Source organism: Streptococcus mitis (genome assembly GCF_002860865.1).
GTDB classification, from domain to species: domain Bacteria; phylum Bacillota; class Bacilli; order Lactobacillales; family Streptococcaceae; genus Streptococcus; species Streptococcus mitis_AT.
Genome location: NZ_PKIE01000006.1, coordinates 42,786 through 56,526 on the forward strand (window position 1 = coordinate 42,786; position 13,741 = coordinate 56,526).

Here is a 13,741-nt window from a genome sequence, read left to right on the forward strand (position 1 = left end):
AGATTCCTCGGTTTTCATTTCATTAAAAGTAAGAGACCTATTTTTCAGTGGACTCGTTTCCATCAGGCTTCTTTTTATCCATGTACACGTTTCATATAGTCTTGGTAACTTTCGGTATCCATGAGTTTTTTAGCGTTCTTGACTCGGTCTGCTGTTGGTGGTTTAACCCCTTCGAGGGAATATGGAATTCCCAGTTCACGCCACTTGAATTCTCCCATGGTGTGATAAGGTAGAATTTCAAACTTATCAACATTTTTGAGGGTCTTGACGAACTTACCAAGTTCAATCAAGTCGTCGTCTCTGTCTGTCAATCCTGGAACTAGTACGTGGCGAATCCAGACAGGTTTTCCAATATCTGATAGATACTGGGCACAAGCCAAGATATTTTTATTGGTTTGGCTAGTGACAATCTTATGCTGTGCTTCATTGATTTCCTTGATATCCAAGAGAACCAAGTCAGTGACAGCCATGAGTTTGTCAAACTTCTCAAGGTAACGTGGTTTATTACGGAAAGGAAGGGCACAGGTGTCCAAGGTACAGTGGATTCCTTGTTCCTTAGCCTTAGTGAAGAGGGCAATCAGGAAATCAATCTGCAAGAGGGCTTCTCCTCCACTGACAGTGATTCCTCCCTTGTCTCCCCAGAAACCGCGGTAACGCAAGGCTTCTGTCAAGACATCATCTACCGTCCGTTCACGTGATTTATTGGACTCCATAGCCCAAGTGTCCGGGTTATGGCAATACTGGCAACGCATGTGACAGCCCTGCAAAAAGACAATAAAGCGAATACCAGGGCCATCTACCGCCCCAAAACTTTCTGTCGAATGCACCATTCCTGTCACTTGTCCATAATCAATTGTTTCTTCAGACATATCGTTACCTTCCTTGAAAACGTTTTATAGTTTTATTATATCATGACTTGAAGGAAAAACAAGATTTTTGCCTATTTTTTAGAAAGCAATCTGTTTTTCAATTTCATTTTCAATTACTTATCATTTTATTCTTCAAAATCAAAGCCATACAAGGTTGCAAAGTAGTCCTCAGGGCGCTCTGCACGGCGGATTTGACGGGCTTTACCTTCTTCGGTATAAAGGATTTCCGCAGAACGAAGTTTGGCGTTGTACTGGTAGCCCATGGAAAAACCGTGAGCACCTGTATCATGAATTACCAGCAAATCACCGATTTCTGTATGAGGTAGTTCACGATTTACTGCAAATTTATCATTGTTTTCACAGAGTGAACCAACCACATCTACAACTTCAGCTGGTCCATCTGGATGGGTCACGTTAGTAATATGATGGTATGCTCCGTACATAGCTGGACGCATGAGGTTGACTGCTGATGCATCCACACCTAGATAGGTACGGTAGGTTTCCTTCTTATGAGTCACTCTTGTAACCAAAGCACCGTGAGGTGCCAACATAAAACGACCCAATTCGGTGAAAATCTTAACCTGCCCAAGACCTGCTGGCGTAAGGACCTCTTCATACACCTTACGAACTCCCTCACCAATCAAGGCAATATCATTTGGCTCCTGGTCTGGACGATAGTTGACACCAATACCGCCAGAAAGATTGATAAAGTCTAGCGAAATGCCCAACTTTTCCTTGATTTCAACAGCCAATTCAAAAAGCTGACGAGCCAACTCTGGATAATAGAGATGGGTCACGGTATTGGATGCTAGGAAGGAGTGAATCCCAAAAGTCTTGGCTCCTTTTTCCTTCAAGATGGCAAAAGCTTCAAAGAGCTGGTCCTTGGTCATACCAAACTTGGCTTCTCCAGGATTGTCCATAATGTCTGTCCCCAGTTCAAAAACGCCTCCAGGATTGTAACGACAAGAAATAATTTCTGGAATGCCTGCTGCACGCTCCAGATGTTCAATATCTTCAAAAGCATCCAAGTTAATGGTCGCACCTAATTCACGTGCATAGGCATATTCCTTATCTGGCGTGTTGTTTGAAGAGAACATAATCTCAGAACCAGGGAAATTCAGTTTATGGCTCATCAAAAGTTCCACATAACTAGAGCAGTCCACACCACAACCTTCCTCTTGGAGAATTTTCAAAATAGCTGGAGTTGGAGTAGCCTTAACTGCAAAATATTCCTTAAAGCCCTTGTTCCACGAAAAGGCTTGGTTGACGGCCCTTGCCTTCTCACGAATTCCCTTCTCATCATACAAGTGAAAGGGAGTCGGGAACTCGGCAACAATCGCTTCTAAGTCTTCTTTATTGATAAATGGTGTTTTCATAAGTTTCCTTCTATTCTATTTGCAAAGAAAGGCTGGGACAATCGTTCCAACCTTTAGTTCTATCTCTTATTTATCTTCGTCAAAGATATTGCCAACCTCAACATCGATGGCTTGGTTCTTGACATCAATATTGGTTACCTTCAAGAGTGACTTGTAATCAAACTGCTTTTCACGTTCTTCTTGGGCATTGTCCGCAAAGACTGCTACACCTGCCAATTCCGAATCAAACTCACGCAAGAGACTAATCATCCCGTTGACCGTTCCGCCGCCTTTCAAGAAGTCATCCACAATCAAGACACGGCTTCCTGCCTTGAGACTACGTTTTGAAAGGAACATTTTCTCAATGCGGTCACCACTTGAACCGGATACATAGTTGACGCTAACCGTTGAACCTTCGGTAATTTTCAGGTCACGGCGCACAATAACAAAAGGAACATTGAGGACATTGGCAACTGCATTTGCAAGTGGAACACCCTTAGTCGCTACTGTCATAACCGCATCAATTTTTTGGTCCATAAAGCTCTTGGCAATAATGCGACCAATATTTTTCAAGATAGCTGGTGTGCTGAGCAAATCAGACAGATAGATGTAACCACCTGGCAAGATACGGTCACTTTCTGACAACTTGGCACGCAAGTCTTCAACCATTTCCTTAGCATCCTGACTCGAAATAGACGGTGTAAAGATAACACCTCCGCCAGCCCCAGTTACAGTCTGAATGTGACCGATTTCGATTTCCTCAAAGGCGCGTTTGATAATCACGATATCTTCTGAGATAGATGATTTAGCAGATTCATACTTTTCAGCAAAAGTATTGAGACTAGTTAGTTTATAAGGATTATTAATCAAATAGTTGGAAATGACAACCATCCGATCACTTCTTCTTAATTTCATTTCTTTTTCCTATTCCATTTTTATTCAAAAAATCAAAAAGTAAACTAGAAAGCTGGTCGCTGGTGGTTCAAAACACTGTTTTGAGATTGTCGATAGAACTGACAAGGTCTGTAATATACCTACATATATACATACGACAAGGCGATGCTACCCTAGTTTGAAGAGATTTTAGAAGAGTATTCATTTTTGTCTTTTACTTATTATACCATATTCACATAAAAAAACGAACATTCTTGTCCTAAAAAATGCTCATTTTTCTTAAATTATTAATCTAAATCTGGTTTATAGAAGGAACGATTGTCCATAGCGAAGATTTTATTGGTCATCTCTCCCTTATCCACCAAAGCCAGAGCTGTTGACATCATCATCATGCTTGCATCCAGATTATCAATCATATGGATAATCTCTGCTTCCATAATACGTGGACGGACCGGGCTTCCATACTCAAGTAAGCCGTGGTGACTGAGGATAACGTGACGAAGCAGAACGACTTCTTCCTTGGTATCATCAATACCGAGTTCCATAACTGTCTTGGTAATTTCGCTATCAATTAGAGCGATATGTCCAAGAAGATTACCTCGTACTGTATACTCAGTCTGGTCTGGTCCCGTCAACTCGATAACTTTAGCCAAGTCATGCAGCATAATCCCCGCATAGAGCAGACTCTTATTGAGCTGAGGATAGATCTCGCTAATGGCATCGGCCAAGCGCACCATGGTCGCCGTATGATAGGCCAAGCCCGTTTCAAAGGCATGATGGTTGGTCTTGGCAGCTGGATAAGAGTAGAATTCCTTATCATACTTGGTGTAGAGATTTCGGACAATTCGTTGCCAGACAGGATTTTCAATTTTGAAAATCATTTGCGACATGTAGTCACGGATTTCCTTGACATCAACTGGTGACTTGACCTTGAAATCAGCTGGATCATTGGGTTCACCAGGTTGAGGCAGGCGGAGAGTAATTTGATTGACTTGAGGGGTGTTGTTATAAACTTCTCGGCGCCCTTTCATGTGGACAACCTTACCTGCGGTAAAGGCCTCAATGTTATGAGGTTGGGCATCCCAGAGCTTCCCATCAATCTCGCCACTATCATCTTGGAAGGTAAAGGCTAGGTAGTTTTTCCCAGCTCGAGTTTGCCTCAGGTCAACTGATTTGATTAGGTAAAAGCCTTCAAACAGCTCATCTTTTTTCATGTGACTAATCTTCATATTCTTCCTCATTTTCTTGGAAATGGAGTAGATCAAGCGCAGGCTCACCTTCTGACAACTCAATGTGACGGAGCGTCCGCTCGATAGCAGTGGTACGACGGTTTAATAGTTCATCAATATTGCCAGAGGCATGTTGGAGGTGTTTTTGTGCCTTAACCAGAATGCCACCAAACTTGCCAAATTCAGTCTTGACACTAGCAAGAGTCTTGCTAATATGGTCAGCACTTTTTTGGATATTGAGAGTCTTGAAGCCAACTGATAGAGAGTTAAGCAGGGCTGATAGGGTACTTGGTCCTGCGACAATAATCTGCTCATCCCGCCTCAAATCATCAAAGAAGACAGGATTGCGGACGATTTCTGAGTAGAGACCTTCTGTCGGAACAAACAAGATTCCAAAATTGGTCGTCCGAGGCGGTGCTATGTACTTGCTCTTGATATCCTTGGCAAAACGCTTGACACTTGCTAGGAGTGACTTGCGACAGCGTTCAATCTCGTCCCTATCACCTGCTTCATAGGCTTCTTCTAGACGGTAATAATCTGCTAGTGGAAACTTGGAGTCAATTGGTAGATAGACGTACTCTTGGTCGCCTTGTCCAGGTAACTTGATGGCATACTCCACTCGTTCACTAGAGTTTTCAACCGTTGCGTATTCTCGTTCATACTGGGCTGGTGTCATGATATCTTCGATAATTTGCCCCAGTTGCAATTCACCCAGAATCCCTCGTGTCTTAGTTCCAGAGAGAACCTTATTGAGAGCTCCGACATCGCGGGCAACAGTCTGCATTTCTCCAAGGCCACGATTGACTGACTCCAGTTGTTTGGAAACTGTCTCAAAGGAAGCCTGCAAGCGCGTCTGCAAGGTCTTTTCCAACTTTTCCTCGACTGTCTGGCGCATTTGTTCCAAACGTTGCTCATTGGATTCCTGCAAGGCTTGAAGACGTTGGTCCGTCTTGTCTCTGGTTTGGAGGAGGTTCTCTGTCATTTCTTGACGGACTTGCGTCAATCCTTGATGCAACTCAATTCGCACTTCCTGCAAACGGTCGCTGACAGCTACTTCCAAGTCTTTTTGGTCCAACTGACTGGCTTGTCTGGCTTGTTCAAAGCGGTAATCCAACTGGTCTGACAAGTGATCTGCCTGATCCTCCAAGTTCTTGGCTAGATGTTTTTCCTGCTTATCCTGCCTTTGCCAAATCAGAAAGAGGCCAGCTAGGTTGGCAATCAATAATAGAACAAGTAAACTTTCCATCCTACCTCCTGTCCTTGCTATGCAGCACAACCACATAGCCATCTGGGCAAGTCACTGACACTTCCCTATCTATATATTCGTTAGAAGCGTACACTTTTTTAAAGAAAAAATTTTCCTCTGTCAACTCATACTTAGCTCCGAGAATAGTCAGCTGGCTATCCCGAACTGGCATAAAGGCTAGATAGTCGTAGTCTGAACGGGGTTCTAGCTGACTGGTCCCTTCTGGACAATAGGCAATCAAATTTTGCCCATCCTCAATTTCTATCTGGCGCATATAGGGCGCCAACTTAGGATTGCTGGGCAGAAAGACATTAGCCAACATGTGGTCAATACGGCCACCCAAAGCACCGAAAATAGTAACCTGAGCCTGAGAATTTTGCTCAAAGATGGTTAAGAGAGCCAATTCCAAATCTGTATCATCTTTTTCTGGTCGGGCTTGGACAAAATGCTGGGCACGTTTTTGAATCACCTGTCGCTCTTCTTCGGTCACAGAATCAAAATCTCCGACTGCTAGAGCAAGAGGTAGTTTTTTCTCCAAGACCCAGAGCGAGCCTCGATCCACACCGACAAAACTATCAAAGTCTGTACGATAATGACCGCGGTCTCCACCGGCAAAAACGGCAACCCTAGTCCAGTTGTTTTCTGAGAGTTTGTACTCGCTCATTGACATCTCCCTTAAAGACATAGGAACCTGCTACAAAAACGGTCGCACCAGCTTCTTTGGCTTGGGCAATCGTTTTATCATCAATCCCACCATCAACTTCAATCTCAAATTTCAAACCTTTTTCATCACGAAGCGCAACCAACTCACGGACCTTATCCATTGTCTCTGGTAGAAAGGCCTGCCCACCGAAGCCAGGGTTAACTGTCATGACTAAAACTTGGTCAACTAGATGAAGGACATGCTTAATCGCCTCGACAGGCGTACCAGGATTGATAACGACTGAAGGTTTAACACCGAGTGAACGAATTTTTTGAAGGGCACCATGAATATGAGGCGTTGCTTCCACATGGATGCTGATGATATCCGCACCTGCACGCGCAAAGTCTTCTAAATGATGCTCTGGATTAGCTACCATCAAGTGGCAGTCAAAGACCATCTTGCTATGAGGACGAAGAGATTCGACCACACCCGCACCAAAACTGATTTGCGGTACAAAATGACCATCCATGATGTCGATATGTGCATATTCTGCCCCAGTTGCTTCTAGGCGTTTGATTTCACGTTCAAAGTTGGCATAATCTGCTGCCAGAATTGACGGAGCAATCTTGTATTGAGACATAGGTTTCTCCTTATTTTGGAATTTTTTTGCTGACTTTTTTATAAGTTTCTCTGCTATTTTCAATCTCACTGAAAAATTGCAGGTAGTTGTCAAAACGGAAGGTGGCAATAACACCTTCTTCAACTGCTGGCTTGACCGCACAGGACGGCTCATGGGTATGGGTACAAGTACGGAACTTACAGTCTCGACTGACACTAGCAATCTCTGGAAAGGCCTGATTGAGGTCTTCAGCCGTTGACACTTCATAGTCCAAGGATGAAAATCCCGGTGTATCTGCGATTTTACCCCCATTGAGGTTGTAAAAACTAACAGCTCGAGTAGTGTGGCGCCCACGACCCAGACTATCTGAAATTTCTCCCGTTTCAAGATTGAGGTCTGGTGCGATTTTATTGAGAAGAGTTGATTTCCCAACACCTGTCTGCCCCATAAAGACCGTAACCTTACCTGTTAACAAAGGAAGGAGTCCCTCTTTACTGGTCACAAAGTCGTAGCCGATATCACCATAAGTCTGTTCATAAAAATCCAGTTCTTCCCTATCTTCCAACAAATCCATTTTAGAAATATAAACGATGGGATGGATGTCCTTGTGCTCCAAAAGAACCAAGAAACGATCCAACAAATTGCTGTTAAAATCAGGTTCCTTGACAGACATGATCACCACAGCTTGGTCAATATTGACAATGGGCGGACGGACCAGACTGTTTTTTCGTTCATGAATCTTGAGGATATAGCCTTCTGAATTTTCCTCGGCAGAAAAGTCGACTAAATCCCCAACGTAGGGAGTATGGCCTTTTTTACGGAAATTCCCACGCGCGCGTGTTTGATAGACCTGGCCATCACTCTCTACATAGTAGAAGCCTGCCAAGGCCTTAATAATTTGTCCCTGCATCTTAGAGTCCTTGCCCTTTAAGCGCGTCTGCTAGGCTGGCAAATTCTGCCAAGCTGAGAGCTTCCCCACGCACACTTGGTGACAAGCCCGCTTGGTCCAAAGCCTTGGTCAGCTTGTCCTTGACTTCTTCAGTCTTTCCAAAATAACCTGTCAAATTGTTCCATAAGGTCTTGCGGCGATGAGTGAAACTAGCCTTGGAAATCTTAAAGAAGAAGCTCTCGTCTTCCACTGCTACAGCTGGCTCTGGACGACGCACCATTTTCAAGATAGCCGAGTCCACGTTTGGCGCTGGCACAAAGACCGTACGAGGCACGATAAAGGCAACCTTGGCAGTCATGTAATACTGCACAGCGATTGACAAACTGCCATAAGCCTTGGTATTCGGCTGGGCTGAAATGCGGTCAGCTACCTCTTTTTGCATCATAACAACAAACTCACTAAAAGGAATCCCACTCTCGATTAAGTGCATGAGAATAGGCGTTGTGATGTAATAAGGCAAGTTAGCTACTACCTTGATTGGCAGGTCAGGATTTTTAAAATTCTGGATATGTTGCGCCAAGTCTACCTTGAGAATGTCCTCGTTGACTACGGTCACATTATCAAAATCACGCAAGGTATCTGCCAAAATCGGTACCAAACGGTGGTCGATCTCAAAGGCCATGACTTCTGCTGCACGCTCAGCCAGAAACTCCGTCAAGGCACCAATCCCTGGCCCGATTTCGATGACATTAACCTGGTCATCAATCTCAGCCGTATCCACGATTTTTTGAAGAATATTGGTATCCGTCAAGAAATTTTGCCCGAAGGACTTTTTAAAAGTAAAACCGTGACGCTCCAGCACTGCCTTGGTCACGCTGTAATCTGCAATTCTCATCTATTCTCTTTTCTATTATCTGTTACTTCTATTGTAACACATTCCCCTTACATTTGGGGTCTGCTTAGCTGTTCTCATAAGATTTCATAGCTTCTTCCACTTCTGCCAAGGTAACCCCAAACAACTCTAGGCGTTTGAGGAGTTGCTTGCCGTTGGAATAGCCGATTCGGAGAGCCTCTCCTAGATATTCTCTGCGCTTACGGCTATCTGCCCCTGCTAGAAAACCAAGGCGAATCAAGTCGCTACGACTGATGTCAAACTGACTCTCATGTTCAAATTGTTCTGTCACCTGAGCTAGAGCCGTTTTCAGGTCTTCATAGTCAGCATGCTCGATTCCCAGAGAACGCCCCTTGGTTTTGGACTTAGGAACAGCTTCATCTCGCTTGAGAAAGGCATGCTGAACTGTTGGAATGGCCGTCATAATCATACGACGAATCCGCTCCCCATTAAAATCTGGGTCTGTAAAGACAATGACTCCATGACGTTGGTGCAGGCGTTGAATCCGCTCTAGATCCTGGTCATTGATGGCAGAACCTCGTGTCTCATAGGTCTCTACATCGAAGTAACGTTTGAGATTGGCCGTATCATCGCGACCTTCGACCACGATAACTTGAGAAATTTTTTCTTTCATTACTTGCTGTCCAATCCAAAAATTCGTTCTGCATTTGCAGTCGTTGCTGCCGCTAGCTCTTCTGCCGTCATGCCACGCAAGTCAGCGATAAAGTCCACTACATAGCGAGTATAGGCTGTTTTATTTTCACGACCACGCTTGGGTACAGGTGCTAAGTAAGGCGCATCCGTTTCCACCAAAATCTTGTCCAAAGGTAACTCTTTAGCTGCTTCTTGGATGTCAGTTGCTTTCTTAAAAGTCACCACTCCTGAGAAGGAAATGGTCATGCCAAGTTCGACAAACTTCTCTGCCCATTCAAGAGACCCTGAGAAAGAATGCATAATGCCACCTCGAGGGCCAACTCCCTCGCTCTTGATAATCTCATAGGTATCTTCCAGCGCATCACGGGTGTGGACAACAAAAGGCAAATCCAAGTCCTTAGATAACTGAATCTGACGACGAAAAACCTGCTCCTGCACCTCTTTGGGCGCTGTCATCCAATGGTAGTCCAATCCAATCTCACCTAAGGCAACTATCTTTGGATGCTTGAGCTTGTCAAGCAAGTAGGCTTCAATCTCCTCTGTGTAAGTCCCTGCTTCTGTCGGATGCCAACCGATAGTCGCATAGAGCTGGTCATACTCATCCACCAACTCCAAAGCACGCTCAATCGTCGGTTTATCAAAACCAACAATATTCATCTGTGTCACACCCATCTCAGCAGCCAAGGCAATTTCTTCTGCCTCACGACCCGCAAATTCTTCTACATTCAAGTGTGTATGTGTATCAAAAATATCCAAACTATATTTCCTTCTCTTTCCTCAATGTTCTTTAACTACCAAAAGAAAAGACTTTCTCTCTTCTATACTTCCCTATATTTCCTCTAGTTTCTATTCACTTTGGTTAGTGCTTGGTTAGTTCTATGGTTAGCATCTACAGATGAATTTGATTAAGTTTCTCTCTCAATTCATCCTGTATATTTTTTGTTACATGACTATAGATCTTTAAAGTGATAGATTCATCTCTATGTCCAACTCGCTCCATAATAGCCTTTATGGGTATTCCTAGTTCAGCCAACAAACTAATATGCGAATGTCTAAGCATGTGAATATTATAGGATCTGTGTCCACCTAACACTGCTTCACAAATATTTTTGATAAATCTATATAACAAAGGCTGTCTCATAATGTTACCCTGCTCAGTCACAAAGATGAACTCCTCATCAAAACAGTTACTACGAAAGTACTCGATAATTTCCAAGCAACGTTCACTTAGTACTATCGTCCTTACAGAACCTACTGTTTTCGTTGTCTGTAAGATTCTCTCATCATATCCATGAGCAACATAATCTATAGTATGATCAATTATTAAAAGATTCGCTTTGAAGTTTACATCTTGATAGCGAACCCCTATAAATTCTGCGAAACGAAGACCAGTTAAAAAGATAAATTCCATTGCCAAAGCATAACGCTTATCTTTATTGTGACTTTCACAATACGATAAAACCTGTCCTAGTTCCTCTCTACTAATGAAATTATCCTTAGCTTTTTGCAACTTCTCATAGTCCGCTTTCTGCTTCGGAATTACCACCCCTTTAACTGGAGAATCAGAAATATATCCGACCTTTACAGCATAATTAAAGAGACCATTCAAATATATCTTTCGATTTTTTCTCGTTGAATTTTGAACATTCAAATTCATTAGATATGTTTGAACTAGCTGAGTAGTATAATCTGATATTCTCAAATTTCCTACTGTTTCCATGAAAAGTTCTAAACTTTTCATCTCACTTCGATAACTAGAAGATTTTATCTCACTGGAACGAATCGTTTTCCACTCATCCAATAGTTGACTAAAATTTTTTTCTTCTAGTTGTTTCTTTTCAACTTCCTCTTTTGTAGGCGCGGTTAGGATTTTTTCAATTTTTAGCGCTAAACGACGTTTTGCTTCTGCTTGAGAAACTCTAGATTTTGATTTTAGAGTCACAGAGACTTGTTTCCACTTTTCCTCTCGTTCATGATAGAATTTTTCATAATAACGGTATTTCCCATTATCCAATTCTTTAAAAAACATTTTTTCTCCTTGTACTTTTTAAAGCAAAGGAAAGCTATGTAGCATAGCTTAATTATAACATAACTACATAGCTTCCTCATATTTCTTTTGTTTATACTGCAAAAATTCCTTATAGCCTTCAACATCTATATAGACCCTCTTATGAGAAGGCTTTAAAATGTATCCTTGGAATTTTTTATTTCGTCGCATCTCTGTTAGATCATTGTTTAGGGTTTTTAGTGGAATATCAAATAATTCCGCAATCCCTCTCTTACTTTTATATATATTTTCCATAAATTCTCCTATTTTGATATAATAGGGATGATAAGAGACAATTTCTTTTATCACCTACTTAGCTTGTCAGTTGCCTCGCTAAAAGTATCTGACAGGCTTTTTATGTTATCGTAAAACTCCGTTGTATATTCTTTCACACCATAAGGAGTTTCATGTTTTGTGGTACGAGAAAATGTCGGAGGACTGTTAATCTTATAAGTTTCCATAAGCTCACCCTTTGTTGTTGTAATTTCCAAAGGCTTTTCAATTCCTCTACTGGTACGATAAATACGAATCCCTTTTGGATACATATATAAGCGTGCCCCTTTTACTGTTGATTTCTTATCTGAGCTTTCGTCTCCGATTTGTAAATTTGATAGGTAGGCTATCAAATAGTTCCCAACTTTATCTGCCCTTCTCAAGCGCTTGGTCTTGGTAAACCCTTTCCCCCAAATATTAGCTAATATATCATTAGGAACTGATAAAGTAGTATCATTCTTCATTAGAACATGTAGGTGCCATCTTGCACTTGCTTGTGGTTCGATTACCGTAATGTACTCAACATGACCGTATTTTTTTCTAAAACGACGAATAAATGACTTGAAATCGTGATAGACTTCTTGAGGATTTGTTACATGTTTTCTATAAGTCAATGTTATCCATAGCTGGTTGATACCTCCCGTAAAATTGTGAGCCACTAGGCGGCGTATTTTTTTCATAGTCTGTTTAGTAGACTTCAAATTATCAAGTCGTGTACTACCAGAAGTATCCATTTCATGAATTTCTCCAGTCTCAAGATTTACGTAACGCTTGCCTTCTATCACTTTGATAGTTTGTTCTTGTTGACCGTTAGCGGTTGTCATTTCAAGCGTATTACCATACACGTAACTTTTTACAATTTTACCAAGTTCTATTCGTTCCATGTTTTATACCTATAAAAATATGTTTTGTGCTTTTGTATGACGCTTATCAAGTTAAGGCGTCGCACTATTGATGATTAAATTCAGATTTATTCCATGATTTATTGACAATAGGGACCCTAAGATTATAAAACTGATTGTGTCGGCACGGCGAACAAAGTTCGACCGCACCGCCCCAACCAGTCTAATCTATCTTAGCCTATTATCAACAACTTTCACGGCATAAAGAATTTAACCATCTAAGACCACGGATGTTTCAATTTGAACAACGCCCCTTTAATCGTTCGTTTATCTGATTCATTACATATGATGAATACTAGATAGCGTAACCCATGCTTTACATATAGATCAGCAAGACCATGAAGAGCATATTTGTGCAAATAAAAGATCCAAGTATCCTTTATTCTTAATAGAACATCTGAATCTATCTCTCCAAACACTTGAAACCGGAAAACTACACATCTTGCTCCAAATTCTCGAATCCCATAGTTATCAATTGCACATATAGGAACTCTTTCATCTGCTACATGCACTCTCTGAATTGACTTGCTTCCATCAATTTGATCAACTTCCTGATCCTCATAAATCGGAGCTAGTGTATAAACAAACTGATTTTCTTGAATATTTTCTTTCACTAATTCTACGAGTGCGTTTTGCGTAGTAACTATAAATCTATCCCAGTTTTTTTGCTTTTCTTCAACTTGGACTTTCCTCTGGTACTCCTGAAGTTTTCTACTACATAGGTGATAAACTTCCTTAATACCTTCAAAAACCTTCGTAGGTATTTCCTCGATAAACGATGGCATATTGATCTCCTTTATAGTCTTATAGTTCGACGACTTCATTGACTTTTGCAGTCAAACTAAGCTGATTACGATACTCTCCGTACACAACTGCCTTCTCAATGCCTACAATTTCTACTGCTGTGAGCATTGGTTGAAACGAGTCATAATCCTTCAACGATGCATGTGGAACTTTTACAGTAAGTTGCTCTCCGAGATTAGTTTTTTCGTTCTGGTATTCACTATTATCTTTGTAAATGAGAAGTGAAACCTTTATTCCTTTTTCAATTTCTGGACCAGTCTCACTTCTTTCTATCCACCTTGTAGCGGAAATAAAGCGTAACTCTTTGTGAGAAAGAAACAACTGAGCATTGAACTCTGTGAAATGTGATAAATTTTTAAGTGCCATAACTTAAAACCTATTTTCTAAATTTAAAAGTAAATCATCTACTTTTAATTAAATAAACA

General features: G+C 41.6%; 16 protein-coding genes. All 16 read right to left on the reverse strand.

From position 1 onward, the window contains the following. Nucleotides 1–74: 74 nt before the first annotated feature. The 16 genes from pflA to CYK18_RS08505 all read right to left on the reverse strand — a co-directional run bounded on the left by pflA (nt 75) and on the right by CYK18_RS08505 (nt 13,682). Nucleotides 75–869, reverse strand: a complete 795-nt coding sequence (gene pflA, locus CYK18_RS08425; protein ID WP_101786108.1) for a pyruvate formate-lyase-activating protein — start codon at nt 867–869, stop codon at nt 75–77. Between the two features lie 125 nt (nt 870–994). Next, on the reverse strand, nt 995–2,245 hold the full coding sequence (locus tag CYK18_RS08430) for a diaminopimelate decarboxylase (protein WP_101786110.1): 1,251 nt from the start codon (nt 2,243–2,245) through the stop codon (nt 995–997). 66 nt (nt 2,246–2,311) lie between these two features. Further along, a complete protein-coding gene (gene purR / locus CYK18_RS08435) occupies nt 2,312–3,139 on the reverse strand; it encodes a pur operon repressor (RefSeq protein WP_023943469.1) in 828 nt (275 codons plus the stop codon). Between the two features lie 266 nt (nt 3,140–3,405). Beyond that, nucleotides 3,406–4,347: a 3'-5' exoribonuclease YhaM family protein gene (locus CYK18_RS08445; protein ID WP_101786112.1), complete on the reverse strand. Its 942-nt coding sequence runs from the start codon at nt 4,345–4,347 to the stop codon at nt 3,406–3,408. Next, nucleotides 4,337–5,593, reverse strand: a complete 1,257-nt coding sequence (locus CYK18_RS08450) for a DNA recombination protein RmuC (protein ID WP_180948035.1) — start codon at nt 5,591–5,593, stop codon at nt 4,337–4,339. The genes CYK18_RS08445 and CYK18_RS08450 overlap by 11 nt, the downstream gene beginning before the upstream one ends. A gap of 1 nt (nt 5,594) precedes the next feature. Beyond that, a complete protein-coding gene (locus CYK18_RS08455; protein WP_101786116.1) occupies nt 5,595–6,257 on the reverse strand; it encodes a thiamine diphosphokinase in 663 nt (220 codons plus the stop codon). Continuing rightward, on the reverse strand, nt 6,220–6,876 hold the full coding sequence (gene rpe, locus CYK18_RS08460; RefSeq protein WP_101786118.1) for a ribulose-phosphate 3-epimerase: 657 nt from the start codon (nt 6,874–6,876) through the stop codon (nt 6,220–6,222). Before rpe ends, CYK18_RS08455 begins: the two co-directional genes overlap by 38 nt. A gap of 10 nt (nt 6,877–6,886) precedes the next feature. Next, nucleotides 6,887–7,765 carry a ribosome small subunit-dependent GTPase A gene (rsgA, locus tag CYK18_RS08465; protein WP_101786120.1) on the reverse strand — a complete coding sequence of 293 codons (879 nt, stop codon included), beginning with the start codon at nt 7,763–7,765 and terminating at the stop codon, nt 6,887–6,889. Between the two features lies 1 nt (nt 7,766). Next, a complete protein-coding gene (rsmA, locus tag CYK18_RS08470) occupies nt 7,767–8,639 on the reverse strand; it encodes a 16S rRNA (adenine(1518)-N(6)/adenine(1519)-N(6))-dimethyltransferase RsmA (RefSeq protein WP_001216841.1) in 873 nt (290 codons plus the stop codon). A gap of 64 nt (nt 8,640–8,703) precedes the next feature. After that, entirely contained in the window at nt 8,704–9,270 is a 567-nt protein-coding gene (gene rnmV / locus CYK18_RS08475; RefSeq protein ID WP_101786122.1) for a ribonuclease M5, read from the reverse strand. Beyond that, the gene (locus tag CYK18_RS08480; RefSeq protein WP_101786187.1) at nt 9,270–10,040 is read right to left on the reverse strand and encodes a TatD family hydrolase; all 771 of its coding nucleotides are present in this window, start codon (nt 10,038–10,040) and stop codon (nt 9,270–9,272) included. The genes rnmV and CYK18_RS08480 overlap by 1 nt, the downstream gene beginning before the upstream one ends. 139 nt (nt 10,041–10,179) lie before the next feature. Next, entirely contained in the window at nt 10,180–11,319 is a 1,140-nt protein-coding gene (locus CYK18_RS08485) for a tyrosine-type recombinase/integrase (protein ID WP_101786124.1), read from the reverse strand. Nucleotides 11,320–11,382: 63 nt separating this feature from the next. Then, complete coding sequence (locus CYK18_RS08490; RefSeq protein WP_084917505.1) at nt 11,383–11,592, reverse strand: DNA-binding protein; 210 nt, start codon at nt 11,590–11,592, stop codon at nt 11,383–11,385. Nucleotides 11,593–11,642: 50 nt separating this feature from the next. Further along, a complete protein-coding gene (locus CYK18_RS08495) occupies nt 11,643–12,494 on the reverse strand; it encodes a rolling circle replication-associated protein (protein ID WP_101786126.1) in 852 nt (283 codons plus the stop codon). A 236-nt stretch (nt 12,495–12,730) separates the two neighbouring features. Continuing rightward, on the reverse strand, nt 12,731–13,297 hold the full coding sequence (locus CYK18_RS08500; RefSeq protein WP_101786128.1) for a hypothetical protein: 567 nt from the start codon (nt 13,295–13,297) through the stop codon (nt 12,731–12,733). Nucleotides 13,298–13,316: 19 nt separating this feature from the next. Then, complete coding sequence (locus CYK18_RS08505; protein ID WP_101786130.1) at nt 13,317–13,682, reverse strand: hypothetical protein; 366 nt, start codon at nt 13,680–13,682, stop codon at nt 13,317–13,319. Nucleotides 13,683–13,741: the final 59 nt, after the last annotated feature.